The organism is Micromonospora sp. HM134 (genome assembly GCF_007833915.1).
In the GTDB taxonomy this organism is placed as follows: domain Bacteria; phylum Actinomycetota; class Actinomycetes; order Mycobacteriales; family Micromonosporaceae; genus Micromonospora; species Micromonospora wenchangensis.
In genome coordinates this window covers 6860074-6884292 of sequence record NZ_CP041061.1, presented here as the reverse complement: position 1 = coordinate 6884292, position 24219 = coordinate 6860074, and the positions used below count along the sequence as shown (strand labels likewise).

17 protein-coding genes, 1 pseudogene and 1 riboswitch are annotated in these 24219 nt (G+C 73.8%); of the genes and pseudogenes, 12 read left to right on the top strand and 6 right to left on the bottom strand.

The annotated features are described in order from the left end of the window. Positions 1-48: 48 nt before the first annotated feature. Positions 49-1866 carry a hypothetical protein gene (locus FJK98_RS29950; protein ID WP_240762430.1) on the bottom strand — a complete coding sequence of 606 codons (1818 nt, stop codon included), beginning with the start codon at positions 1864-1866 and terminating at the stop codon, positions 49-51. Between the two features lie 987 nt (positions 1867-2853). On the opposite strand from FJK98_RS29950, the gene FJK98_RS29945 reads away from it, so the two are divergent. After that, positions 2854-3303, top strand: a complete 450-nt coding sequence (locus FJK98_RS29945) for a DoxX family protein (RefSeq protein WP_145922010.1) — start codon at positions 2854-2856, stop codon at positions 3301-3303. 55 nt (positions 3304-3358) lie between these two features. Here the strand turns inward: FJK98_RS29945 and FJK98_RS29940 are convergent, their stop codons facing one another. After that, positions 3359-4102, bottom strand: a complete 744-nt coding sequence (locus tag FJK98_RS29940) for a hypothetical protein (protein WP_145922009.1) — start codon at positions 4100-4102, stop codon at positions 3359-3361. Positions 4103-4379: 277 nt separating this feature from the next. Continuing rightward, positions 4380-4513, top strand: a riboswitch (SAM riboswitch). Between the two features lie 8 nt (positions 4514-4521). Between FJK98_RS29940 and thrC the strand changes: the two genes are divergently transcribed. The 3 genes from thrC (at position 4522) to paaN (ending at position 8967) form a co-directional block, all read left to right on the top strand. Then, positions 4522-5808 (top strand): threonine synthase, encoded by a 1287-nt coding sequence (gene thrC, locus FJK98_RS29935; RefSeq protein WP_145922008.1) that lies wholly within the window; start codon positions 4522-4524, stop codon positions 5806-5808. Positions 5809-6197: 389 nt separating this feature from the next. Then, positions 6198-7241: a GNAT family N-acetyltransferase gene (locus FJK98_RS29930; RefSeq protein WP_240762429.1), complete on the top strand. Its 1044-nt coding sequence runs from the start codon at positions 6198-6200 to the stop codon at positions 7239-7241. 52 nt (positions 7242-7293) lie between these two features. Next, on the top strand, positions 7294-8967 hold the full coding sequence (paaN, locus tag FJK98_RS29925) for a phenylacetic acid degradation protein PaaN (protein ID WP_194823038.1): 1674 nt from the start codon (positions 7294-7296) through the stop codon (positions 8965-8967). Positions 8968-9168: 201 nt separating this feature from the next. On the opposite strand, the gene FJK98_RS29920 is transcribed toward paaN, so the two are convergent. Then, the gene (locus tag FJK98_RS29920) at positions 9169-9699 is read right to left on the bottom strand and encodes a GNAT family N-acetyltransferase (RefSeq protein ID WP_145922005.1); all 531 of its coding nucleotides are present in this window, start codon (positions 9697-9699) and stop codon (positions 9169-9171) included. Between the two features lie 223 nt (positions 9700-9922). Here FJK98_RS29920 and FJK98_RS29915 point away from each other — a divergent pair, with 223 nt between their 5' ends. The 3 genes from FJK98_RS29915 (at position 9923) to groL (ending at position 13283) form a co-directional block, all read left to right on the top strand. Then, the gene (locus FJK98_RS29915; protein WP_067305333.1) at positions 9923-10126 is read left to right on the top strand and encodes a cold-shock protein; all 204 of its coding nucleotides are present in this window, start codon (positions 9923-9925) and stop codon (positions 10124-10126) included. Positions 10127-10304: 178 nt separating this feature from the next. After that, positions 10305-11381, top strand: a complete 1077-nt coding sequence (locus FJK98_RS29910; RefSeq protein ID WP_145922004.1) for a hypothetical protein — start codon at positions 10305-10307, stop codon at positions 11379-11381. Between the two features lie 279 nt (positions 11382-11660). Next, positions 11661-13283, top strand: a complete 1623-nt coding sequence (groL, locus tag FJK98_RS29905) for a chaperonin GroEL (protein WP_088643186.1) — start codon at positions 11661-11663, stop codon at positions 13281-13283. A 111-nt stretch (positions 13284-13394) separates the two neighbouring features. Here groL and FJK98_RS29900 read toward each other — a convergent pair whose 3' ends face one another. After that, the gene (locus FJK98_RS29900; RefSeq protein WP_145922003.1) at positions 13395-15926 is read right to left on the bottom strand and encodes a S8 family serine peptidase; all 2532 of its coding nucleotides are present in this window, start codon (positions 15924-15926) and stop codon (positions 13395-13397) included. Positions 15927-16383: 457 nt separating this feature from the next. Here FJK98_RS29900 and FJK98_RS29895 point away from each other — a divergent pair, with 457 nt between their 5' ends. Both FJK98_RS29895 and FJK98_RS29890 read left to right on the top strand, forming a co-directional pair. Further along, entirely contained in the window at positions 16384-18225 is a 1842-nt protein-coding gene (locus FJK98_RS29895; protein WP_370516941.1) for a glycerol-3-phosphate dehydrogenase/oxidase, read from the top strand. Between the two features lie 130 nt (positions 18226-18355). Beyond that, a complete protein-coding gene (locus tag FJK98_RS29890) occupies positions 18356-18805 on the top strand; it encodes a hypothetical protein (protein ID WP_145922002.1) in 450 nt (149 codons plus the stop codon). A 15-nt stretch (positions 18806-18820) separates the two neighbouring features. On the opposite strand, the gene FJK98_RS29885 is transcribed toward FJK98_RS29890, so the two are convergent. Further along, positions 18821-20221, bottom strand: a complete 1401-nt coding sequence (locus tag FJK98_RS29885; protein ID WP_145922001.1) for an FAD-binding oxidoreductase — start codon at positions 20219-20221, stop codon at positions 18821-18823. 35 nt (positions 20222-20256) lie between these two features. Here FJK98_RS29885 and FJK98_RS29880 point away from each other — a divergent pair, with 35 nt between their 5' ends. Next, on the top strand, positions 20257-20595 hold the full coding sequence (locus tag FJK98_RS29880; protein ID WP_145922000.1) for a DUF4031 domain-containing protein: 339 nt from the start codon (positions 20257-20259) through the stop codon (positions 20593-20595). Positions 20596-20643: 48 nt separating this feature from the next. Here the strand turns inward: FJK98_RS29880 and FJK98_RS29875 are convergent, their stop codons facing one another. Then, positions 20644-21279, bottom strand: a complete 636-nt coding sequence (locus FJK98_RS29875; protein WP_145921999.1) for a metal-dependent phosphohydrolase — start codon at positions 21277-21279, stop codon at positions 20644-20646. Between the two features lie 58 nt (positions 21280-21337). Between FJK98_RS29875 and FJK98_RS29870 the strand changes: the two genes are divergently transcribed. Beyond that, positions 21338-22597 carry an aromatic acid exporter family protein gene (locus FJK98_RS29870; RefSeq protein ID WP_370517099.1) on the top strand — a complete coding sequence of 420 codons (1260 nt, stop codon included), beginning with the start codon at positions 21338-21340 and terminating at the stop codon, positions 22595-22597. 32 nt (positions 22598-22629) lie between these two features. Continuing rightward, a pseudogene (locus tag FJK98_RS29865) lies at positions 22630-24142 on the top strand (PrsW family intramembrane metalloprotease). The last annotated feature ends 77 nt before the right edge of the window (positions 24143-24219 follow it).

Sequence of the window (24219 nt, the reverse complement as noted above, 5' to 3'; positions counted from 1 at the left end):
GACGGTGGGGACCGTACCGTCCGCCGGGCCACGATCAGCCGGCCCGGGTCAGCGTCGGCTCACCCGGATCAGCTCCCAGCCGCCCTTCGGCACGCCGGGCGTCGGGTCGGTACGCAGGTTCATCGGGTTCGCCATCCCGAGGTAGAGCGTGGAACCGTCCACCACCATGGTGCGGACGCCCTGGTTGAGCGGGTTGCCGAAGCCGCCGGTGTCGACCGCGCGGGCCGGCCGGCCGGGCGCGTCGAACGACCACAGGTCCGCCCCGAAGGTCGGCGGGCTGGTCGCCGTGCCGGCCGGGGGCGTGGGCAGCTCACCGTCCAGCGAGATGTAGGCGAAGTCCATGGTGCCGACGTAGAGCCGGCCGCCGGCCACCGCCATCTTCCAGGCGTACAGGTTGAACGGGTCGCCGAAGCCGGAACCGCCGTAGACCGGGGTCGACCCGGTGGGTGCCGGGGCCCACGCCCCGCCGCCGTTGTTCGCGGCCGGGTCGTACGCCGGCAACGTCGACTCGCCGTAGAGGGTCTCGACCCGTTCGCGCGTACCGCCGAGGTCCTGGCCTCGGAAGACGGCGAACGCCCGCTGGGTGTTCTGCACGGTGGCCTGGAGCTGTGCCGGGCTGCGCGGCGGGTACACCGACACGTGCAGGGCGGTCGCCTGCAACGGCACGTGCATGGTGCCCCAGTAGAGCCGGCCGCCGAAGGAGGCGAGCCCACCGAGGGCGTACGCCCGGCGGACCACCGGGTCCGGCTCGTAGTCGGCGGCCGACCAGACCTGCGCCCAACTGCCGGCGTCCTCCGGGTTCAGTCCGGGCGCGCCGGCCGCCAGCGGCGGGCTCATCCAGATCCCGGCCAGGTCGGCCGGGTCGGTGCCATCACCGGCGTCGGCGCGCGCCGCCGGGACGCCGCCGGCGCGGGGTGCCTGCTCGCCGACGTCGGCGTACGACGGGCCGGCCGGGTACGCCGCCGGGAGGCCGCCGGCTGCGGCGCGCCCGGCCGCCGAGCCGTCGACGATCGCCTTGGGCCAGGTGGAGACGTAGAGCCGGCCCTGGTGTTCGGTGAGGTCGGCGACCTGGGTGGGCAGGTCGGCGACCTCGGTGAACGCGAACGGGGTGGTGCGGTCGCCGGTCCAGCGCAGCACCTTGCCCGCCTCGCCGCCGTTGGCGCCCAGTCCGACCCCGGCGTAGAGCACGCCGCCGGCCACCACCCAGTGCCGGATGTTCTCGTACACGGAGAGGTTGGTCGATCCGAGGTACCGGCCGGTGACGGTGTCGAAGGCGAACACGTTCACCCCGCCGACCACGCTCGGCCCGCCGAGCAGCACGACTCCCTGGTGGGCGGCGGCGCTGCGCAGCCCGGCGGTCGTCCTGAGCAGGTTCGCGTCGGTCGGGGAGGCGGACGTGATGTCGGCGGTGCGTTCGGTGAGCCGTTCGGCGGCCAGGTCGTAGGTGAAGACCTCGGGGGTGCGGTGGTCACCGAGGGTGGCCGGCAGGCTGGGGTTGCCCCGGGCCGGCTGGCTCTGGCCGAACTCGCAGACGTAGTCGTCGTTGAGGATCGGCTCGCGGACCTGGTAGCCCTCGGGCTTGAGGCAGAGCACGTTGGCCCCGGTGCCGAACCAGAGCCGCCGGCCGGCCTGGGCGAGCCCCCAGACGTACGACTGGTTGACCTTGGGTCGTCCCTCGGCGCAGGGCGGTCCGGGGGGATAGTCGACGCCGACCCCGGCGAAACACTCGTCGGCGGCGGCCTTGGCGAGCAGCCGTACCGATTCGGGCCGGGTGTCGGCGCTGGCCGGGGTGGCGAGAAGGGGTAGCAGAATCAGGATGCCGAATGCGGGTAGCAGTCGTGACGGCAGGGGTGGTCGACGTCGCACGGTGGTCCTTTCCGTGAATACCGGTCGAGGTGGCGTCAGCGGGGACGGGGAGCGGCCGGACCGCTCTCGACCAGGGGGGATGGATAATCGACGTGACGCACGGAATTGCCGCGCCGGCCGACCGTGTTGCATCGTCCGGTGGGAATGGAAAATTGCCGGCACGAGAATCACGGGCCGGTCGGGGTGCGGTGCGGTTGCTGATGAGTCCGGGGGTGGTTCAGCAGTTCCGGGCGTAACGTGGTGACGAGATTAACGTATTACGGCGGTCATTACTGCGATGCGGGTTGTTAAGGATTCTTGAACTGCCCGGTGGGTGGATCGGGGCGGTGGGCGGCTGCCCGGACGGGACGCCGGGCGCGCGGCGCGGGTGCCGCGAACATTGCTGATGGGTCCGGCTTTCGGGGTTTCCCGGAAATACCGCGCCAACCGGTTGCTGTCGTCCGAAGCCGGCGCGCGGACCGGGGCGGACGGTCGTGGGCGTCGGCTGCCGCCGGGGCGGTTGGCAGGGCTCCACGCCTGCCGGCGCGATCAGCGGACGTGCACGTCGGGCGGCAGTGGTGTGGCGGTGCCGCTCGGTGCGGGGGTCGGGGAGTTGCGCCGTCCGCGTCGCCGGGGGTGTGGCGGTCGGGCCGGACTGCGGTGCGGCGACGCAACCGCCGGAGGCTACGCGAATTGTGCGCATATTCATTTACCATAAACATGGCGTATGAATTTGATGACAGTTCATTCATAGTTAACAATCATTACGTTCCGTTGCCGTGCCGGCCGGCCGGGGGTCGGTCGGTGCGGGTGCGGCGGCGGGTGGATGCCGGGCGCGCGTCGGATGTCGCCGGCCGGATCGGCGTCGGCGCGACGGGCGGGCGACCCGGGCCGCGAGGGGTGGGGTATTGTCTCGCAACGGGATCTTCCCAGTAACAAAGAATTTATCGATTTAACTTCTTCGATGCCTCATCATGGTGGGACGTAATCCCTTCCATGGAGGTTCCCATGAACGTCTCTCGGCTCGGCGGGCCGACCCTGTCCCTGTACCGCATCGTCATCGGCCTGCTGTTCACGCTGCACGGCCTGTCGTCGGTCTTCGGGTTGTTCGGCGGCAACCCGATGACCGGCAAGGCTGTCCCGGTCGGCACCTGGCCGGGCTGGTGGGCCGCGCTGATCCAGCTGGTCTGCGGCGCGCTGGTGCTGGCCGGCCTCTTCACCCGGCCCGCGGCGCTGCTCGCGTCCGGCTCGATGGCGTACGCCTACTTCGTGGTGCACCAGCCGGAGGGCCTGCTGCCGCTGCGCAACGGCGGGGAGCTGTCCGCGCTGTTCTGCTGGTCGTTCCTGCTGATCGCGGTGCTCGGCCCGGGTTCCTGGGCGCTCGACACGCTGCTCACCCGCCGGCGTTCCGACGCCCCGGCGGCCCCGGTGTCCGAGCCCAGCTCGGTGCCGGTCTGACGCACTGACCCGCGTCGCCGGAGCCTCGACGAGGCGGCCCCGGCGACGCGCCCGGTCAGGGGTTGTAGGGGGCGTCGGTGTGGCTCACCTCGGTGAGCGTGCTGCCGGAGAGCTTGTAGACCGACGTGCGCTTGATGTCCAGCTCGGCCATGCCCCGGCTGGGGCTGCGGGTCAACCAGACCACGGTGGCCCGCCGCCCGGCCACGCTGACCGACACGACCGGGGTCCGGTCGCCGAGGTCGGACAGCGCCCGGAACACCGGCATACCGCCGTTGTTGCGCCACACCGCGACGGTGTAGAAGGTGCCACTGCCCCCGGAGTTGAGCGAGACCACGCCGACCGCGTCGTCCGCGCCGTCGCCGTCGAGGTCGCCGATGCCGCAGGGCTTCTGGAGCGTCACGGTCGCGCCGTCCTCGCCCGACCACTGCCCCTCGGTCAGTGGCAGGTAGTCCGGGTAGCCGTTGTAGGGCGTCTTGCTGCTGCCGAGCTTCGCGCCCGCCAGATGGGCACAGGTCAGCGGGGCCTTGACCACCGGTGCCGGGGCGGTGGTGGTGGCCGCCGGGGCGGTGCTGGGGGCGATCTTCTTCTGCGGGGTCGGCTCGGCGCTGGTGGGCGTCGGCTCGGGCGTGGCCGCGTTCAGCACCGACGCGGTGGAGGGCCCGGTGGACGGGCCGACCGTGGGCGCCGCCCCGTCCGTCGTGCCCTGCTCACCCCCGCACGCGGTGAGCAGGCAGACCAGGGCGAGGCTGGTGAGGCTCAACGGGATCCGTCGCATGGCCGGGGGGTCCTCTCTCGACATCAGGTGACCCGCACCGTACTGATCGATGGCAATACCGGTCATCGGCTCCATGGCCGGCCCGGGCCGGCCTGTCGGAGCGCGGTCAGGGGCCGACCGGGGGGCCGGCGTACGGCTTTCTCCGCCCGGTGCGTACGGGCGTGTTGAGCTGGTAACTTCCCCGAAACATCGGTGCCGGCCGGGGTGCCCGGCCGGTGCCCGGCAGCGGGATGGCTCACACCGTGGGAAGCCGGCTGGGCGATGGCCGCGAAGCTGCCTAGACTCGGCCTCACAACTGCATACCTCATCCAGAGGGGCTGAGGGATACGGCCCGACGACGCCCCGGCAACCACCCCGCGCTCATCGCTGAGCTTCCGGCGGGGCAGGTGCCAATTCCGTCCCCGCCGCAGGGTGCGATGCGGGGAAAGATGAGAGGAATCGACATGACGTCGACGCTCGCCGCCCCCGGTATCGACACCGCCGCCAGCCCCGCCCGCGCCCTGGTCTGCCGCGCCTGCTCCGCGCGCTACCCGCTCGCCGCGCAGCACGCCTGTTACGAGTGTTTCGGCCCTCTGGAGGTCGACTACGACGCCGCCGTGCTGGCGCGCGTCACCCGGGAGCAGATCGAGGCCGGCCCGCAGAACATCTGGCGGTACGCCGCCCTCCTGCCCGCCGGCCAGGACCCGGCCACCCGGGTCACCCTCGACCCGGGGCTGACCCCGCTGGTGGCGGCGCCCAACCTCGCCGCCGAGCTGGGCATCAGCGCGCCGCTGTGGGTCAAGGACGACAGCGCCAACCCGACCCACTCGTTCAAGGACCGGGTGGTCTCGGTGGCGCTCACCGCCGCGAAGGCGCTCGGCTTCCAGCGGTTCGCCTGCGCCTCGACCGGCAACCTGGCCAACTCGGTGGCCGCCCACGCGGCCCGTGCCGGCGCGCCCTCGGTGGTCTTCATCCCGGGCGACCTGGAGCAGGGCAAGGTGATCACCACCGCCGTCTACGGCGGCGACCTGGTCGCCATCGACGGCTCGTACGACGACGTGAACCGGCTCTGCGGCGAGCTGGTGGAGACCGACGAGTTCGAGGACACCGCCTTCGTCAACGTCAACGTCCGGCCCTACTACGCCGAGGGCTCCAAGACCCTCGGGTACGAGGTGGCCGAGCAGCTCGGCTGGCGGATCCCGGCCCAGGTGGTCATCCCGATGGCCTCCGGCGAACTGCTCACCAAGATCGACAAGGCGTTCACCGAGCTGGTCGAGATCGGCCTGGTCGAGGCCCCGGCCGGCGGCTGGACGGTGTTCGGCGCCCAGTCGGCCGGTTGCAACCCGATCGCCGCCGCCCTGCACGCCGACACCGACACCATCACCCCGGTCCGGCCGACCGGCATCGCCAAGTCCCTCAACATCGGCGACCCCGCCGCCGGCCTGTACGCCCTGGAGGCCGTGCGGCGTACCGGCGGCTGGATGGAGTACGTCGACGACGACGAGATCCGCGCCGGCATCCGGCTGCTGGCCCGTACCACCGGCGTCTTCGCCGAGACGGCCGGCGGGGTGACCGTGGCGGTGCTGCGCAAGCTGGTCGAGTCCGGCCGGCTCGACCCGACCGCCGAGACGGTCGTCTTCAACACCGGCGAGGGCCTGAAGACCATCGACGCGGTCGCCGGCCAGGTCGGCCCCACCCACCGGATCAAGCCGTCCCTGCGCGCCGCCCGCGACGCCGGCCTCCTCTCCTGACCCCTCCTGCGCGCCACCCGCTGCCCGCCGCGCGTCGTTCCCCGCCACCGCCCCGATGATCGACTCACCGGGGCGCGCGTTGCGGTGTCTGCGCGTCGGGACACCGCCTCTTCGGCCCCGTTGTGTCGATCGTGGCGCAGGGCGGTCCGAGTGGATCTCTGGGTGACCGGGTTTTCGCGGTGAGTGGTGAAAACCCACCGGGAAGGACTTGACGGCAGGAACCGGGCGGCGGAAGATGCTCCGTGCGGGAGGGCTTTCGCCGGAGACTTTTCAAGTTCTTACGACCCAACGCCGGAGGCGTTGTGCGAACGTCCCTCCCGACCAACGTGAATCGGGGGCCAGCGGAAATCCGCTGGCCCCCGATGTCGTACACGGGAAAGACTCGCGGCGTGGCCCTGGACATCGCGACGATCGACCGGACCGATCAGCCCACCCTCGACGCGGCCTACCGGATCGCCGCCGCGGTCGAGGCGACGGAATCCCCCGACCTGCCGCCGCTGTGCCGGCGACGGTTCGAGGCACCGCTGTGGCACCCGATGCCCGGCATCGACACCCGGTGGTCGGTGGCCCGGCTCGACGGGGTGCCCGTCGGTTGGGTCCGGGTCAACCTGCACCTGCTGGACAACACCGAGAACGCCAGCATCGAGCTGGCGGTGGACCCGGCGTACCGGCGGCGCGGGGTGGGACGGGCGTTGTTCGCCCACGCCCGGCGGCTGCTCCGGGAGGCCGGCTGCAAGCGGGTGGTCGGCTCCGCCGTGACCCCGCTGCCGGACGAGCCGGCCGGGGCGACACCGGTGGGGGTGGGGCGGGAGTTTCCCGGGGCCGCCTTCGCGGCGGCGCTCGGCGCGCGGCCGGCGCTCGTCGACGTCCGTCGCCGGCTCGACGTCACCGCGCTCGACCGGGACCGGCTGGCGGCGCTGCGGGCCGGGGCGCGGTCGGCCGCCGCCGGCTACCGCACGGTCCGCTGGCACGGCCACCCGCCGCCGGAACACCTCGCCGACCTCGCCTACCTGGAGGGTCGGCTGCTGGCCGACGCGCCCCTGGGTGACCTGGAGTGGGAACCCGAGCGGATGGACGCCGAGCGTCTCCAGGGTATGGAGCGGGCGCTGGACGCGCGGGGCGTCCGCCGGTACAGCGTCGCCGCCGTGCACGGGGCGTCCGGCCGGCTGGTCGGGTGGAGCGTGCTCAGCCTGGCCGCGAACACCACCCGGCACGCCTGGCAGCAGATCACCATCGTCGACCCGGCCCACCGGGGGCACCGGCTCGGCCTGCTCTGCAAGGCCGAGAACCTCGAACACACCCTGGCGTACGAGCCGGAGCTGAGCGCGGTCGACACCTACAACGCGGCGGCGAACAGCCACATGATCGCGATCAACGAGCAGCTCGGGTTCCGGCCGGTGGCCGGGTCCACGGAGTGGCAGTCGACCATCTGATCTGTGACACGCCCCTACTGATCTGGCCGCCATCTGTTGCATGATGGCGGGCATGACGGAGACCCCGCACCCGCTGTACGACAGGCACGCCGACACCCTCCACCGGGCGCTGACCGCGATCACCGAGCGGGGGTACTGGTCCGCGTATCCCGAATCGCCCAGCCCCCGGGTGTACGGCGAGACCGCCGCCGCCGACGGCAAGGCCGCCTTCGAGGCGTACCTCGGTGGTGACTTCCCGCTCGACCAGCCCGGCGCGGGCGACCGGGTCGCCACCGAGACGAGCCCGTTCGGGGTGGCCCTGGACGTGCGCTACCCGCACCCGGGCGCGGACGAGGTGGTCGCCGCCGCCTCCGCCGCCCTGCCGGCCTGGCGCGACGCCGGCCCGCAGACCCGGGCGGGGGTGTGCCTGGAGATCCTCGCCCGGCTGCACAAGCACATCTTCGAGCTGGCCAACGCGGTGCAGTTCACCAGCGGGCAGGCGTTCGTGATGGCGTTCCAGGCCGGTGGCGCGCACGCGCTGGACCGGGCCCTGGAGGCGGTCGCCTACGCGTACGCGGAGATGACCCGCCACCCCGGGACCGCCGGCTGGGAGAAGGCCGCCGGCAAGGGCGACCCGCTGCGGATGACCAAGACGTTCCACGTGGTGCCGCGCGGGGTGGCCCTGGTCATCGGCTGCAACACCTTCCCGACCTGGAACTCGTACCCCGGGCTGTTCGCCTCGCTGGTCACCGGCAACCCGGTGGTGGTCAAGCCGCACCCCCGCGCGGTGCTGCCGCTGGCGATCACCGTGAAGTACGCCCGGGAGGTGCTCGCCGAGGCCGGCTTCGCCCCCGACCTGGTGCTGCTCGCCCCCGAGGCCCCCGGCGAGAAGCTGGCCTCGACCCTGGCCCTGCACCCTGCCGTGAAGATCGTCGACTTCACCGGCTCCACCGGGTACGGCGACTGGTTGGAGGCCAACGCCCGGCAGGCCACGGTCTACACCGAGAAGGCCGGCCTGAACACCGTCGTGATCGACTCCACCGACGACTTCGCCGGGATGTGCCGCAACCTCGGCTTCACGCTGACCCTCTACAGCGGGCAGATGTGCACCACCTCGCAGAACATCCTGATCCCCGCCGCCGGCATCGACACCGACCAGGGGCACAAGAGCTTCGACGAGGTGGCCGCCGGCATCGCCGCCGCCGTCGGCAAGCTCACCGCCGACCCGGCCCGGGGCGTCGAGTTGACCGGGGCGATCGTCAACGACGGGGTGCTGGAACGCCTCGACGAGGTCACCAAGGTCGGTGAGGCGGTGCTGGAGTCGCGTACCGTCACGCACCCGGCGCTGCCCGACGCGGTGGTCCGGACGCCGACCATCGTCAAGCTCGCCGCCACCGACACCGAGGTCTACGGCCGGGAGTGGTTCGGGCCGATCTCGTTCGTCATCGCCACCGACTCGACCGCGCACGGCCTGGAGATCCTCCGGTCCACCGTGGGGGAGTGCGGCGCGCTGACCGCCGCCGTCTACTCCACCGACGAGGCGGTGCTGGACGCCGCCGAGGCCGCCGCGATCGACGCCGGGGTGCACCTGTCGGCCAACCTGACCGGCGGGGTCTTCGTGAACCAGTCCGCCGCCTTCTCGGACTTCCACGGCAGCGGCGCGAACCCGGCCGCCAACGCCGCCCTGACCGACGGCGCCTACGTGGCCAACCGCTTCCGCATCGTCCAGTCCCGCCGCCCCGCCTAACCCCTCCCCGCCCCCGGCTCTCGCCCCCCGCCCTCCCCCCGCCCGTCTCTCGCCCCGGTGATCAAGAGGTTTGCGTCAGATCCGGACCCCCGGGGTGACCTGAACCTCTTGATCACCGGGGCTGGGCGGGCGGCGGGGCGGCGGGGCGGGCACCGGGTGGGCGGCGGGGTGTGGGCGGGGAGGGGCGGTGGGAGGAGGGGGTCAGGCGGGGCGGCGCATCTGGAGTTCGTTGAGGGCGGGGATCTTGGGGTGCGGGACGCGTACCCCGGTGTCGGTGAAGCCCAGTCGGTGGTAGGCCCGGCAGGCCCGGTCGTTGCCGACCACCACCTCCAGCATGAGCTGCGGCCGGCCGCAGGCGCGCGACCAGGCGGCGACCGCGTCGATCAGCGCGCCGAGCAGGCCGCTGCCCCGCCACGAGGGGGTCACGTAGACCGCGTAGACCACGGTCAGGTCCGGCTCGTCGGGGGAGACGGTGCCGCCCGCGTGCCCGACCAGCCGGCCGCCGGGGTCGGCCACGAACTGGGCGGTGTGGCAGCCCTGGGACACGTACGCGATCCGGGCCGCGTAGTCGGCGTGCGGCCGGGCGGCGGCCTCGGCGACGGTCTCCAGGAAGGCCAGCGGCGCGTCCGCGAGCATCTCCAGCCGCAGCGCCCGCATCCGGGCCGCGTCCTGCGGACGCACCCGGTGCACGGGGGCCGTGCGGGTCGCCGGTGGGGCCGGGGCAGAGGTCATGGGGGCATGCATACCGCAGCGACGTTCACCGATGGGTGACCGGGTCGATACCCGTCTGATTTGACCCTATTTGTGGTCGTGCACTGTCGTCACTCCTCGTGTAGCGTGCGATTTCGGTCACCGATTCAGCGGCCCTCACCGACCGCCGGAACGGTGGCTCTCCGCTGTCGGCCCGCCGGCAATCCGGAGTTGGGGAACGCCGCGCAGAGTGAGGAAGTGCACCGTGGCACAGGGCACCGTCAAGTGGTTCAACTCCGAAAAAGGCTACGGCTTCATCGCCGTCGACGGCGGGCAGGACGTCTTCGTCCACTTCTCCGCCATCGAAATGGACGGCTACAAGGCGCTCGACGACGGTCAGCGGGTGGAGTTCGAGATCGCCCAGGGCCAGAAGGGCCCGCAGGCCGAACGGGTCCGCGTCATCGCCTGACCTCCTCGCCGGTCCCGTCCCGTCCCCGGTGACGGGGCGCGCCGGGTCCCCACCCCGGGCCGCCCCGGTGGCCGGGGCGGGTTCCCACCCGTCGGGTGCGTCCGCGTGACGGCTGGCGGCGGAGACCGGTGCCGGGAAAGATCGTGAACCGTCCAGGCGTCCCCGCTGAGGAGGGTTCATGTCCGACCAGTCGCCTTCGGGTCCGCCCGACCCCACTGCCGGGTCCCCGGGCGGCCCGTGGGGGCAACCGCCCTGGGGCACGCCGTCCGGCCAGCAGCCGTGGGGCACGCCCTCCGGGCAACCCGGCTGGGGCACGCCGGCCGGGCAACCCGGCTGGGGTCAGCCCGGGGCCTGGCCGCCGGGCTGGGGCCACCCGACCGCCGGCAGCCTCCCGCCCGGGGTCGGCCCGTACGCCGGCCCGTGGGGTCCCGAGGACCCGCTGGTCAACCCCCCGTACGCCGGCCTGGAGGGGTGGTTCGGCCGGTGCACCGGCGCGGTACGGCGTAGCTGGCGGCCCCTGCTGCCGTTGCTGCTGCTCACCCAGGTCGTGCCGGCGGTGGCGGTGTCCCTGCTCTCGCTCGGCATGGGGCCCGACGCCACCGTGCTGCCCGCCGACGGATCGCTGCCCGAGGGCTACCTCAGCGACCTGGTGATCTACGGCGTCTCGGTGTTCCTGGTCGCGCTGGCGTTCGGGGTGGTGCAGGGCATCGGCTGGGCCGGTGGGACCTGGGTGGTCACCCGGCAGGCCGCCGGCCAACCGGCCGACCTGCCCGGCGCGCTGCGCTACGGCGCGCGCCGCTGCCTCGGCCTGTGGGGCTGGATGCTGGTGCTGGGCGTGCTCGTCGGCGTCGGGTTCTGCCTCTGCCTGCTGCCCGGCATCTACCTGGCCTTCGCCCTCGCCCTGGCCGGCCCGGTCTACCTGTTCGAGGGGCAGAACCCGATCGGCCGCTCGTTCCGGATGTTCCACGACCGGCTGGGCATGGTGCTCGGTCGGGTGGCGCTGGTCGCCCTGGCGGTGCTCCTCGGCAGCGTGCTCGGCGGGGTGGTGGAGTCGGTCGGCACCCTGCCGTTCGGCACCGACCCGTTCACCGCGCCGGGCACCGCCGTGGGCGCGGTGGCGGTGATCCTGGTCAGCGCGGTGCTCGTGCTCCCCGCCTACCTCATGCAGTTGGTCGGACTCGTCGTGACGTACGCCGAGCAGCGGGCGCAGGAGGGGCCGGTGAACGTCACACGACTGGTGGCGGAACTCGGCTGACCGGCCCCATCGTGCTTGCACTCGGCAGGGGAGAGTGCTAAACAAGTCATTGGCACTCGCATACGATGAGTGCCAATGGTCGGGGCGGTAGGGCCACGGTCACACCGGCGTCTCGATGGCGTCGGGGTGGCACATGGCCGGTCGTCGCGGGCTGTCCGGCCCGACCGAGGAGGACGTCGTCGTCGCCAGGTGGCGACGTCCCCAAGGTGCGTACACCAGGCGGCCCGTCCGGGGCACAACACCCGGGTGGCCCGTGAGTGTCCAGGAGGACAACGCCGTATGGCCAAGATGATCGCGTTCGACGAAGAGGCTCGCCGCGGCCTCGAGCGGGGCATGAACCAGCTCGCCGACGCCGTGAAGGTGACCCTCGGCCCCAAGGGCCGCAACGTGGTGCTCGAGAAGAAGTGGGGTGCCCCCACCATCACCAACGATGGTGTGAGCATCGCCAAGGAGATCGAGCTCGAGGACCCGTACGAGAAGATCGGCGCCGAGCTGGTCAAGGAGGTCGCCAAGAAGACCGACGACGTCGCCGGTGACGGCACGACGACGGCGACCGTCCTGGCCCAGGCCCTGGTGCGCGAGGGTCTGCGCAACGTGGCCGCCGGTGCCAACCCGATGGCCCTGAAGCGGGGCATCGAGGCCGCCGTGGCCAGCGTCTCGGAGGAGCTGTCCAAGCTCGCCAAGGACGTCGAGACCAAGGAGCAGATCGCCTCCACCGCCTCCATCTCCGCCGGTGACAGCACCGTCGGCGAGATCATCGCCGAGGCGATGGACAAGGTCGGCAAGGAAGGCGTCATCACCGTCGAGGAGAGCAACACCTTCGGGCTGGAGCTGGAGCTCACCGAGGGTATGCGCTTCGACAAGGGCTACATCTCCGCGTACTTCATGACCGACCCGGAGCGTATGGAGGCCGTCTTCGACGACCCGTACCTCCTGATCGTCAACAGCAAGATCTCCTCGGTGAAGGACCTGCTCCCGATCCTGGAGAAGGTCATGCAGTCGGGCAAGCCGCTGCTGATCATCGCCGAGGACATCGAGGGCGAGGCCCTGGCGACCCTGGTCGTCAACAAGGTCCGGGGCACCTTCAAGTCGGTCGCCGTCAAGGCGCCGGGCTTCGGTGACCGCCGCAAGGCCATGCTCGCCGACATCGCCATCCTCACCGGTGGTCAGGTCATCAGCGAGGAGGTCGGCCTCAAGCTCGACGCCGTCGGCCTCGACATGCTGGGCCGCGCCCGCAAGGTCGTGGTGACCAAGGACGAGACCACCATCGTCGACGGTGCCGGCGACGCCGACCAGATCCAGGGCCGGGTCAACCAGATCCGGGCCGAGATCGACAAGAGCGACTCCGACTACGACCGCGAGAAGCTGCAGGAGCGGCTGGCCAAGCTGGCCGGTGGCGTCGCGGTGATCAAGGTCGGCGCGGCCACCGAGGTCGAGCTGAAGGAGCGCAAGCACCGCATCGAGGACGCCGTCCGCAACGCGAAGGCCGCCGTCGAGGAGGGCATCGTCCCGGGTGGTGGCGTCGCGCTGGTGCAGGCCGGCAAGACCGCCTTCGACAAGCTGGACCTCACCGGAGACGAGGCGACCGGCGCGCAGATCGTCAAGATCGCGCTGGACGCCCCGCTGCGGCAGATCGCCGTCAACGCCGGCCTGGAGGGTGGCGTGGTCGTCGAGCGCGTCCGCAACCTGGACGCCGGGCACGGCCTCAACGCCGCCAGCGGTGAGTACGTCGACCTGCTGGCCGCGGGCATCATCGACCCGGCCAAGGTGACCCGGTCGGCGCTGCAGAACGCCTCGTCGATCGCGGCGCTCTTCCTCACCACCGAGGCCGTCGTGGCGGACAAGCCGGAGAAGACCCCGGCCGCCCCGGCTGGCCCGGGTGGCGGGGACATGGACTTCTGAGTCCAGCTCCAACGCCGAACGGGGCGGGCCGCGCGAGCGGTCCGCCCCGTTCCGTGTCCGTAGCCCGTACCCAGCCGGGACCGGCCGGCCCATCCCGGCGGCAGGGGCCGGTCAGCGGCGGGCGGCCCGCACCGCCGCGTACGCGTCGACCAGCCCGGCCCCGCTCGACGCCGTCACCGGGCCGCAACTGAGGTCGGCGGGGCCGGCCGGTTGCGCGGTGTCCCGCAGGATGCTCCGGGTCCGCGCCAGGTCGCCGACCAGCGCCGGATTCGCCGACCACATCAGCGCCACCACGCCCGCCACCTGCGGGGTGGCCATCGAGGTGCCGTCCAGCGTGGCGTAACCGCCGCCGGGCATCGCGGACCTGATCCCCTCCCCCGGGGCGACCAGATCCGGCTTGACCACCCCGCCCGCGACGGGACCCCGGCTGGAGAACTCGGCGACCACCCGGTCCCGGTTCACCGCCCCGACCGTGAGCACGTCCGCGTACGGGGCCGGCGGGTCGACGATCGACCCGCAGTCCGGGCCGGTGTTCCCGGCGGCGGCCACCACCAGGATGCCCGCCGCCTCCAGGGCGGCGGTCGCCGGACGCAACGCCCCCGGATCACAGCCCTCCACCGGTGGGCACCCCCACGAGTTGGTCAGCACGTCCGGGGCCCGCGCCGGGCGTCCGTCGGTGAACGGGTCACCGCCGGCCGGGAACGGGGCCAGCATGAACTGGAGACAGTCCAGGTAGTGCGCCGGACTGCCCAGGTTGCGATCGAGGTTGACGCAGCCCACCCACTGCGCGCCGGGAGCCACCCCGATGCCGTCCCGCCCCACGGCGCTACCCGCGGTGTGGGTGCCGTGGCCGCCGGAGTCGGCGGGGGATCGGGTGTGGTTCCACGGGTCGTACCAGGAGTCGTCGCCGCCCCGGAAGCCGGCGGCCAGCGCCGGGTGGGTGCCGTCGACCCCGGAGTCCGAGCTGCCGACCACCACCCCGGAGCCGGTGACGGACAGCTCCGACCAGACCCGGTCCGCCCCGATCATCCGCAGGTTCCACTCCGGCCCGGTCGGTGCGGGCTGGTCGCCCCGGCTGACCGGGGCCGGTGCGGGCAACGGGCGGAGCCGCTGGCTGACCAGCACCCGGGCCACCTCGGGGCGGCCGGAGAGCCAGGCCCGCACCGCCGGCCCGCCGTCGGTCTCGATCGCGTTGACCAGGTAGTACGGCGTCGGGTCGAGGCCCAGCCGGCTCAGGTCCCGGCGCAGCCCGCCCTGGGTGCGTTCGGCAGTGGCGACGAGCCTGCGGTAGACCTCGGCGGTCCGCGCGTCCCGGCCGGCCCGACCGGGCGTACCGGCGGGGATGCCGGACAGGTCGGCCTGCTCGCGGAGCACCACCAGCAGCCGCTCGCCGTACAGGCCGGGCTGGCCGGCGGCCACGTCGACCACCCCGACGGTGAGCAGCAGGACGGCCGCGCCCGACGCGGCGACCAGCCGGCGCGGCGCGTGCCCGCGTGGCCGGGCGAGCAGCACCCCGTACCCGACGGCCAGCAGGACCGCGACGGCGAACCCGACGCCCGAGGCGACCGCGACCCAGTACGGGACGTCGCGGGTGGTGGCCAGCAGGATCGAGATCTCCTCCGGATCGGTGAGCGCCAGCGGGCCGAACACCGCGAGGCCGACCAGCCAGCGCACCGGCGCGGCACCGGCAGGCCGGCCGGCCCGCCGGGCCGCCACCTGGCACGCGCCCAGCGCGAAGCCGACAGGCGGGACGAAGAGCAGCGCGGGAAGCTGGACGCCCGAGTGGCCGACGCCCGCCGCGACCAGCAGCAGGACCACCCCGGCGACCAGACCGCCGACCAGCACGGTGCGGGCCGACCGGGGTGGCCCGTCACCGGTGAAGGGCGCCCAGAACCGGTCGTCGAGCAGCGCCCCGGCCAGCAGGCCGACCGCCGCCGCGGCGAACGCGGCGAGCACCGTCTCCAGCAGCCCGCCCAGCGCGCCGAACCGGACCCACGGCAGCAGCAGCGCCAGGCCGGCGGCGATCGCCAGCAGGGTGACCGCCTGCGGCCGGCCGGCCCCGGCGCCCGGTCCGCGACCGTGGTCGGTCTGCTGGTTGCTCTGCCGGCCCCGGTCGGTGGAACCGGACGTGGCGGCCCCGTACGTGGGGTCGGTGCCGCTTCCGGGCGCGGTGGCCGGGGCGGGCGTGGCGGCGGCCGGCTGGGCCGGGGCGGGCAGGCGGGCGGCCAGCAGCGCGAGCAGCGTCGCCGTCGCGGCCAGCGCGGCCAGGTACGCCTCGTGATGGACCTGCGGCAGCGCCCGCAGCGACCCGAGGGCGACCAGGGCGAGCGCGGCGGCGAGCCAGGCACGGCCGGTGACCCGTACCCGGGGCGAGCGGGGGAGCAGGGCCAGCAGCAGCGCGGGCAGGCCGACCAGCAGGGCGGTGGCCAGGCTGAGCGCCGGCCAGAGCCATACCTGCCGGTCCCAGCCCGCGGCCACCTGCAACTGCTCGACCGACCAGCCGACCGCCTGGAGCAGCACGGCGAGGGTGACCGTCCAGCCACCGGCGAGGGCGGCGGCCACCACCGGCCACGGGCTCGACGGACGGGCGGCGGCGCTCGGCGGGAAGCCGTAGCCCGGTGGAGGGGGTGTGTCGGCCAGCATCCGGAAACAGTACGACGCGTCCGTGCTGCTACGACCTGGCCCGGGAGCCACTGCCGCGCGGCGCGTCGCCAGGCAGCGTGTCCCGCTGTTCCGATCGCCCGATCATGCTCACGGAGAGTAGTCCTTGCGGAAGGTGTCTACCTCCTCTCGCGGATCCTTTGCTCTGCTGCTCTCGCGGCACCGCACACCAAGGGTGACTGTCGCGTGCAGAGCAGCAGAGCAAAGGGTCCGGAGGTGGGAGAGGGGGGTCGGTTGGGGTCGAGGAGGAATGGCTGCTCCAGTCGTGCTGCTGCCGGCGGGAGGGGTGTGGTGGGCAATGAGGCAGCCACGAGCTTGGTGACGTTAAGTAGTCATCGCCTCGGCGGTCATGCTCACGCATGGTGACCGGCCGGGCCGTGGGGAATCTGGCCGGTTCCGGGCCTGCTGCGGGCGGGACCGGGCGGGTTACGGTGGACGGGTGCGTGACCCCAATGTGACCCGATCCGCCGCCGGTCAACTCTCCCCGCAGCGCCGCGCCGCGGATCTGCGCCGGCTCCGGGCCGAGCGGTTCGACGTGCTGGTCATCGGAGGTGGGGCGACCGGGGCCGGTGCCGCGCTCGACGCCGCCTCGCGGGGGCTCAAGGTCGCCCTGGTCGAGGCCCGTGACTTCGCCGCCGGCACCTCCAGCCGGTCCAGCAAGCTGATCCACGGCGGCCTGCGCTACCTGGAACAGCTGGAGTTCCACCTGGTCCACGAGGCGCTGACCGAGCGGGGTCTGCTCGCCACCCGGCTCGCCCCGCACCTGGTCCGGCCGGTCCCGTTCCTGATCCCGCTCCCTGCCGGGCGGGGGCTGCGCGACCTGCCGGCCCGGCTGTTCCGCCGCTCCTACTACGGGGCCGGGGTCGCCGCCTACGACGCCTTCGCCGGGCTGTTCGGCACCGGCCGCGGGATGCCGCTGCACCGGCACCTCACCCGTGAGGGCGCCCGCCGGGTCTTCCCCAGCCTGCGCGCCGACGCGCTGGCCGGGGCCATCCGCTACTACGACGGGCAGGTCGACGACGCCCGGCTGGTGGTGACCCTGGCCCGCACCGCCGCCAGCCTCGGCGCGACCGTGGTGAGCAGCGCCCGCGCCGTCGGGCTGGTGCGGCAGGCCCGGGAGGTCACCGGGGTCCGGGTCCGCGACCTGGAGGCCCCCGCCGGCTCCCCCGACGCCGAGTTCGAGGTACGCGCCCGTACCGTCATCGCCGCCACCGGCGTGTGGAGCGACGACATGTCCCGGATGCTCAACGACGTCGGGCTGCGCCCCGGGGTGCGGGTCCGGGCCTCCAAGGGGGTGCACCTGGTGGTGCCCCGCTCGGCGATCACCGGCGAGACCGGGCTGATCGTGCGCACCGCGACCAGTGTGCTCTTCGTCATCCCCTGGGGCGGGCACTGGATCATCGGCACCACCGACACCGACTGGCGGCTCGACCGCTCCCACCCGGCCGCCTCCGCCCGCGACATCCAGTACCTGCTCGACCAGGTCAACCTGGTGCTGGACCGGCCGCTGTCCAGCGCCGACATCGAGGGCGTCTACGCCGGGCTGCGCCCGCTGCTCGCCGGCGAGGCCGACTCCACCTCCAAGCTCTCCCGGGAACACGCCGTCTTCGAGCCGATGCTCGGGCTGCTGCTGGTGGCCGGCGGCAAGTACACGACCTACCGGGTGATGGCCGCCGACGTCGTCGACCGGGCCGCCCACCGGCTCGGCGGCGTACGCCCCTCGCGCACCGCCGACCTGCCGCTGCTCGGCGCCGACGGGTACGCCTCGATGTGGCGGGACCGGGCCGACCTGGCCCGCCGGCACGGGGTGCCCGTCGGGGTGGTCGAACACCTGCTGGAGCGGTACGGCACGCTCACCCTGGAGGTGCTGGCGCTGATCGCCGCCGACCCGCTGCTCGCCTCACCGCTGGCCGGCGCACCCGAGTACCTGGCTGCCGAGGTGACCTACGCCACCCGCTCCGAGGGGGCGCTGCACCTGGAGGACGTGCTGACCCGGCGTACCCGGATCTCCTTCGAGACGACCCACCGGGGCCTCGACTCGGCCGGGCACACGGCGGAGCTGATGGGGGCGGTGCTCGGCTGGGACGCGGCCACCCGGGAACGGGAGATCGCGCACTACCGGGCCCGGGTCGAGGCCGAGCGGGAGTCGCAGCTCATGCCGGACGACGCGACCGCCGACGCGGCCCGCCTCGGTGCCCCCGACGTCCGGGGGTTCGCCGCCGACCGGGGCGTCGACGGCGTCGAGGACGACCCGCTGCACCTGCCGACGTCCTCCCGCTGACCGGCCCCCGGGGCCGGTTCCACCAGGCGGTGCGGGGCCGGTCGGCCGGTTCCGGACGGCAGCGGGGTGGGATAGGTTCCGGCGCGTGGTTCCCCCTCAGTGGTCACGCGCGCTCCTCGTCCCCGCCGTCATGACGGTCACCCTGACCGGCTGCGCGATGGTCGACCGGGAGGGCAGGTCCACAGCGGAGGGCCGGGGCGGACCGACGGCCCCGGGGGCGACCCGGGTCAGCCTGATGCAGAAGCTCGGCGAGGACGGTCCACTGCGCTCGCTGACCGTCGAGCCGGACGGCCGGTGGGAGTGCGACGACTGTGCCGGCGACGGGGTCACCTCGACCGGTTCCCTGGACCCCGAGCAGGTGCAGCGGTTGCACCGGCTGCTGGCCGACCCTCGGCTGGCCCAGGAGACCGACCAGGCCCGCCAGTACCGGGCGAGCTGCATCGACGCGTTGACGTCCAGCCTGCTCACCACGGCCGGCCTGATCACCTCGCAGGACTGCCCCGGTGAGGAACGACCGGCGGTGGCCGGCGAGATCCTGCTCCTGCTCACCCAGGCCACCCCGGCCGAACCGACCCGCTGAGCCGACCGGGGCCGCTCAGAACACCTTGCCCGGGTTGAACAGCCCGGCCGGGTCGAGCGCCGCCTTGATCGCCTGGTGCACCCGGACGCCGACCGGGCCGATCTCCCGGGCCAGCCAGTCCCGCTTGAGCAGCCCGACGCCGTGCTCGCCGGTGCAGGTGCCCCCGAGTTCCAGCCCGAGCCGGATGATCTCGTCGAAGGCCCGCCGGCCCCGCTCCAGGCTCGCCGGGTCGGCCCGGTCCACCACGATGTTCGGGTGCAGGTTGCCGTCACCGGCGTGCCCGACCACCCCGATCGGCACCCCGCACTCGGTGGCGATCCGGGCCACCCCGTCCAGCAGCGTGGCGAGCACCCCCCGGGGCACCGCCACGTCGTCGATGATCAGGCCACCGTTGCCGTCCGGGTAGGTGTCGGCGGCGAACCGTTCCATCGCCGGGTGGGCCAGCCGGCGGGCCTGGAGCAGCGCCGCCGCCTCCACCGCGTCGGTCGCCGCGTAGACCTCCTGCGCGCCCGCCGCCGTGCAGACCTCGGCGATCCGGGCCAGGTCGTCCGCCGCCCGGGGGCCGGTGTCGGCGGCGGCGAGCAGCAGCGCCTGGGCGTCGGTCCGCAACCCCATCGGCCGGTACGTCTCGATCGCCCGCAGGTGCGTGCGGTCCAGCAGCTCCAGCAGGCTCGGGGTGAGCCCCTGCGCGGCGATCCCGGCCACCGCCGTACCCGCCTCGGCGGTCGAGCCGAAGACCGCCACCATGGTCAGCGAATCCTCCGGCGCGGGCCGCAGCGCCACGGTGACCTCGGTGATCACACCGAGGGTGCCCTCCGCGCCGACGAAGAGCCGGGTCAGGTCGTACCCGGCCACGCCCTTGGCGGTACGCCGGCCGGTGCGCAGCACCTCGCCGGAGGCGAGCACCACCTCCAGCCCGAGGACGTACTCGGTGGTCACCCCGTACTTGACGCAGCACATGCCGCCGGCGTTGGTGGAGACGTTGCCGCCGATGGTGGAGGACTCCCAGGAACCCGGGTCGGGCGGGTAGTACAGGCCGTGCGCCCGGACCGCCCCGGCCAGTGTGGCGTTCACCACGCCCGGCTGCACCACGGCGATCCGGGCCACCGGGTCGATCTCCCGGACCGTGGTCATCGCGACGGTGCTCAACACCACCGCGCCGTCCACCGCGTTCGCCGCGCCGGCCAGCCCGGTCCGCGCCCCCTGCGGCACCACCGGTACGCCGTGCCGGGCCGCCGCCCGGACCGCCGCCACCACCCCGGCGGTGTCCCGGGGGCGGACGACCACCAGCGGCGTGCCGGCGGCGCAGAGGTCCGCCTCGTCGCGCCGGTGCAGCCGGAGCAGGTCCGGATCGGTGAGGACGGCCTCGTCACCGAGGGCCGCCCGCAGGTCGTCGAGGAGGGGGGAGCCAGCCATGCGGCCGAGGCTAACCGGCGGCTAGATTGGCCGCCATGCTGTACCTGGACCGGCCCGCCTGGCCGTGGCGCGGTCGGCTCTGGTCGCACCTGATCAGCGACGTCTCCCCGGCCGAGCTGCACGTGTTCGCCGAGACGCTGGGGGTGCCCCGGCGCGGGTTCGACCGGGACCACTACGACATCCCCGCCGACCGGTTCGCCGTGGCGGTGTGGCTCGGTGCCCGGGTGGTGCCCAGCCGGGAGATCGTCCGCCTGCTCCACGCGTCCGGCCTGCGTCGCCCCAAACACCTCAACCGCCCGGCCGGCCCCACAGCGCACGTCGGACCCGCCGGCCCCGGACGCCTCAGCCTGCCCGGGGACCTCACCCACCGCTGACACCGGCCGGCCCGCACCCCGGGACGCCGGCGACGGCCGGGCGGCGGATCAGCGCAGGGACGCCAGCTCGCGGCCGAGGTTGGCGCGGGCCGGTGCCTCCCACCGGGCGGCCAGCGGGGGCAGCCGGAACAGGGCCGGCAGGGCGAGCAGCCCGTCGAGGACCCGCGCCCGGCCGGTACGGAAGTCCGCCTCGGGCACGTGCGCGTACTCGGCGCGGATCGCGGCGGCGTACCCGTCGTACACCTCGGGGGGTGTGGCCAGGACGGCCAGGTCGGCGTCGCAGAGCAGCGCGCCGTCGCGGTCGCCGGGCGCGGTGCGGTGCCCGGCGGTGAGCAGCACCAGCCGGCGGACCTCGGCCACCGTGGCGGCCGGCACCCCCAGCCCGGTGAGCAGCGTGCCGGCCAGCTCGGCGCTGGCCCGTTCGTTGGCGTCGGCGGCGGCGCGCGGGTCGTAGACGGCGTCGTGCGTCCAAGCGGCGAGCGCGACCCGTTCCGGCCGGTCGGCCAGGTCGGCGTGCCGGTCGACCAGGTCCAGCACCGCCCGCAGGTGGTGCGCCGTGTGGTAGCGCCGGTGCGGCTCGCGCCAGCGGGCCAGCAGGTCGGACCCGGCGGCGGTGAGCGCCGGCCCGTCAACGGCCCCGGCGGTGAGCGCCGCCGCCACCCACCGGTCGATCAGCTCGGTCACCCGGACGATTGTGCCGCAGGGATGAACCGGTGTGGCGTGGGTAGTCCCCGCCATGGCGCTGGCCCGGGACCGACGACCGTCGCTGCTGCATCGGGCCGGGCTGCGTGACGCCGGCGACGACGTCGACACCGCGCGGATCGCCGAGGCGGTGGCCTACCTGCGCCACCGGGGCCGGGCCACCCTGCGCGACCGGCTGCACCAGGTGCACCTGGCGACGGGCCTGGCCGTGCAGGCCGGGCTGGCCGCCGCGCTGGCCTGGATCGTGTCGCACCACCTGCTGGGCAACCCGCAACCGGTCTTCGCGCCGATCTCGGCGGTCGGCACCCTGGCCGCCTCGGTCGGCCAGCGGCTGCGCCGGACCGTGGAGTTGATCGTCGGGGTGGCGGTCGGGGTGTTCCTCGGCGACGTGCTGATCTACTTCCTGGGCACCGGGGGCTGGCAGCTCGGGTTGGTGGTGACCGCGGCCATCCTGCTCACCACCTTCTTCGGGGCCAGCGTCGCGGTGGTGATCCAGGCCGCCGCGACCGCCGTGCTGATCGTCACGCTGAGCCCGTCCACCGAGGATCTGGAGCTGCCCCGGTTCGTCGACGCGTTCGTCGGCGGCGGCATCGCCCTGCTGGTCACCGCGATCCTGCTGCCGCTCAACCCGCTCCGGGTGATCAACCGGGCGGCCCGGCCGGCGCTGGACCTGCTCGCCGACCAGCTCGACGTCTGCGCCCAGGCGCTGCGCGACCGGGACCGGGGCGCCGCCCAGCGGGCGCTGGACCGGCTCCGCGAGAACAAGGAGGAACTCGCCACCTTCACCGAGGCCATCGAGGGGGCGAAGGAGACCAGCACGCTCTCCCCGGCCCGCTGGCACCGGCGCAACGAACTGACCCACTACGCCGAGGCGGCCGACCCGATCGACCGGGCGATGCGCAACAGCGGCACCCTGATCCGCCGGTCGGTAACCATGATCGAGGACGACGAGCCGGTGCCGGAGCCGATGCCGGACGCGGTGGTCCACCTGGCCGAGTCGGTCCGCCTGCTGCGGCACGAGTTCGCCGTCGGGGACGAGCCGGAACGGGCCCGGGAACGGTCGCTGCGCGCGGTCAGCGAGGCCGGTCGGGCGTACGACCAGGGGGTCGGGTTCTCCGGCAGCGTGGTGATCGCCCAGGTGCGTACCACCGCCAGTGACCTGCTGGTCGCCTCGGGCATCGAGCAGGAGGAGGCCAACCGGCTGATCCGGCAGGCGTTCGGCGACAAGGACAAACCGGGCGGCGGTCCGGCGGAGCAGCACGCCGCCCCGAAACCCCCGACCGCCCCGCCCCTGGGCTGACCCCGGCCGCGCCGCCCCGGGTCGCTCCGCCCGTGGACCGTGCCGTCCCGCACCGGGAGAGCCCGGCCGAACGGGCCGGGGATGACTACGCTGATCCACATGGCCGACACCCCGCCCGGCGGGCACCCGCCGCCGCCCGCGCCCGCCGTCCCGTCGCCGGACGCCGCCGCGCCCCGGATGCCGCTGCGCCGGCTCGGCTGGCGGCGGGTCCTGGTGCTGGCCGGGGTGGTGCTGCTGATCGCGGCCTGCGCGGTCTACATGCTCTACACGCTCGGCTCCAACCTGGGTCTGGACGCGCTGCTGGTCGGGGTGACCGCGGCGATCCTGCCGGTGCCCGTCCTGGTGGCCTGCTTCCTCTGGCTCGACCGGTACGAACCCGAACCGCTGAAGTACCTGATCTTCTGCTTCGCCTGGGGCGCGTTCGTCTCGACCGCCGCGTCGCTGACCGTCAACAACACCTTCGCCGCCCTGTTCAAGGACTGGGGGGTGTCGTCGTCGCTGACCGGCGTGCTGGTGGCCCCGTTCATCGAGGAGCTGACCAAGGCGCTCGGCCCGATCCTGCTGCTGATCTTCCGGCGCAAGGAGTGGTCCGGGATCACCGACGGCCTGGTCTACTGCGGGCTGTCCGCCGTCGGGTTCGCCATGGTGGAGAACATCCTCTACCTGGGCGGCCTCGGGTACGCCTCGGGCGTCGACCAGTGGGGGCCGGCCACCGGCGTACGCAACGTCATCGTCATCTTCATCTCGCGGATCCTCTTCTTCGGCTTCGCCCACCCGCTGTTCACCTCGATGACCGGGGTGGGGCTGGGCATCGCCGCCCGCACCGCCGACCGGCGGGTCCGGGTGCTCGCCCCGGTCGCCGGCCTGCTGCTGGCGATGATGTTGCACGGCACCTGGAATCTGATCCCGACGCTGGTCCAGGCCACCGGCCAGGCGGTGATCTTCTTCTACGGGATGGTCGCGGTGATGGTGCCGATCTTCTTCGGCATGGTCGGCTTCGCGGTCTGGCTGCGCGCCTGGGAGGGGCGGCTCACCGAGCGGACCCTGCCCGACTACGTGCGGGCCGGCTGGTTGAGCCCGCCCGAGGTGGCCGCCCTGGGCAGCCTGGGCCGCCGGCACGCCGCCCGGACCTGGGCCCGGCGGGTCGGCGGGGACGCCGGGCTGCGCGCGATGCGCGGGTACCAGTTCGCCGCGACCCGGCTGGCGCTGCTGCGCGACGGGATGCGGCGCGGCCTGGACCGCAAGCCGGCGGAGCGGGAGAACACCCTGCGGGAGGAACGGCAGTTGCTGGAGACGATCGCCGCGTACCGGTCGTTCTTCGTCGGCCGGGACCCGCAGACGCCGGTGGGGGTCTGGGACGGGCAGCGCTACCACCTGCGGTTCCCCGACGGCACGCAGCGGGTCGTCGACGCCCCGGACTCGCCGGTGGTGCCGATCCCGGTGGTACTGGCCCCGCCGCCGCCCCCGGCCTACCCGGCCGGCTACGGCCCGCCCGGCTGGTACGGTCCCCGGCCGGCCGCCCCGTGGCCGCCCGGCCGGTACTGACCGCCGAACTCCTGCCGGGACCTCCCGCCGCCCGCCGAAGCGGGCGGCGGGCGTCGGCGCGTGCACCGTCCCCGACC

Excerpts from the sequence above, each read along its gene's own strand:
- FJK98_RS29945 (WP_145922010.1), top strand. The coding sequence starts at position 2,854 with ATGAACGTCTCTCGGCTCGGCGGGCCGACCCTGTCCCTGTACCGCATC.
- FJK98_RS29940 (WP_145922009.1), bottom strand. The coding sequence starts at position 4,102 with ATGTCGAGAGAGGACCCCCCGGCCATGCGACGGATCCCGTTGAGCCTC.
- thrC (WP_145922008.1), top strand. The coding sequence starts at position 4,522 with ATGACGTCGACGCTCGCCGCCCCCGGTATCGACACCGCCGCCAGCCCC.
- paaN (WP_194823038.1), top strand. The coding sequence starts at position 7,294 with ATGACGGAGACCCCGCACCCGCTGTACGACAGGCACGCCGACACCCTC.
- FJK98_RS29920 (WP_145922005.1), bottom strand. The coding sequence starts at position 9,699 with ATGACCTCTGCCCCGGCCCCACCGGCGACCCGCACGGCCCCCGTGCAC.
- FJK98_RS29910 (WP_145922004.1), top strand. The coding sequence starts at position 10,305 with ATGTCCGACCAGTCGCCTTCGGGTCCGCCCGACCCCACTGCCGGGTCC.
- groL (WP_088643186.1), top strand. The coding sequence starts at position 11,661 with ATGGCCAAGATGATCGCGTTCGACGAAGAGGCTCGCCGCGGCCTCGAG.
- FJK98_RS29900 (WP_145922003.1), bottom strand. The coding sequence starts at position 15,926 with ATGCTGGCCGACACACCCCCTCCACCGGGCTACGGCTTCCCGCCGAGC.
- FJK98_RS29890 (WP_145922002.1), top strand. The coding sequence starts at position 18,356 with ATGACGGTCACCCTGACCGGCTGCGCGATGGTCGACCGGGAGGGCAGG.
- FJK98_RS29885 (WP_145922001.1), bottom strand. The coding sequence starts at position 20,221 with ATGGCTGGCTCCCCCCTCCTCGACGACCTGCGGGCGGCCCTCGGTGAC.
- FJK98_RS29880 (WP_145922000.1), top strand. The coding sequence starts at position 20,257 with ATGCTGTACCTGGACCGGCCCGCCTGGCCGTGGCGCGGTCGGCTCTGG.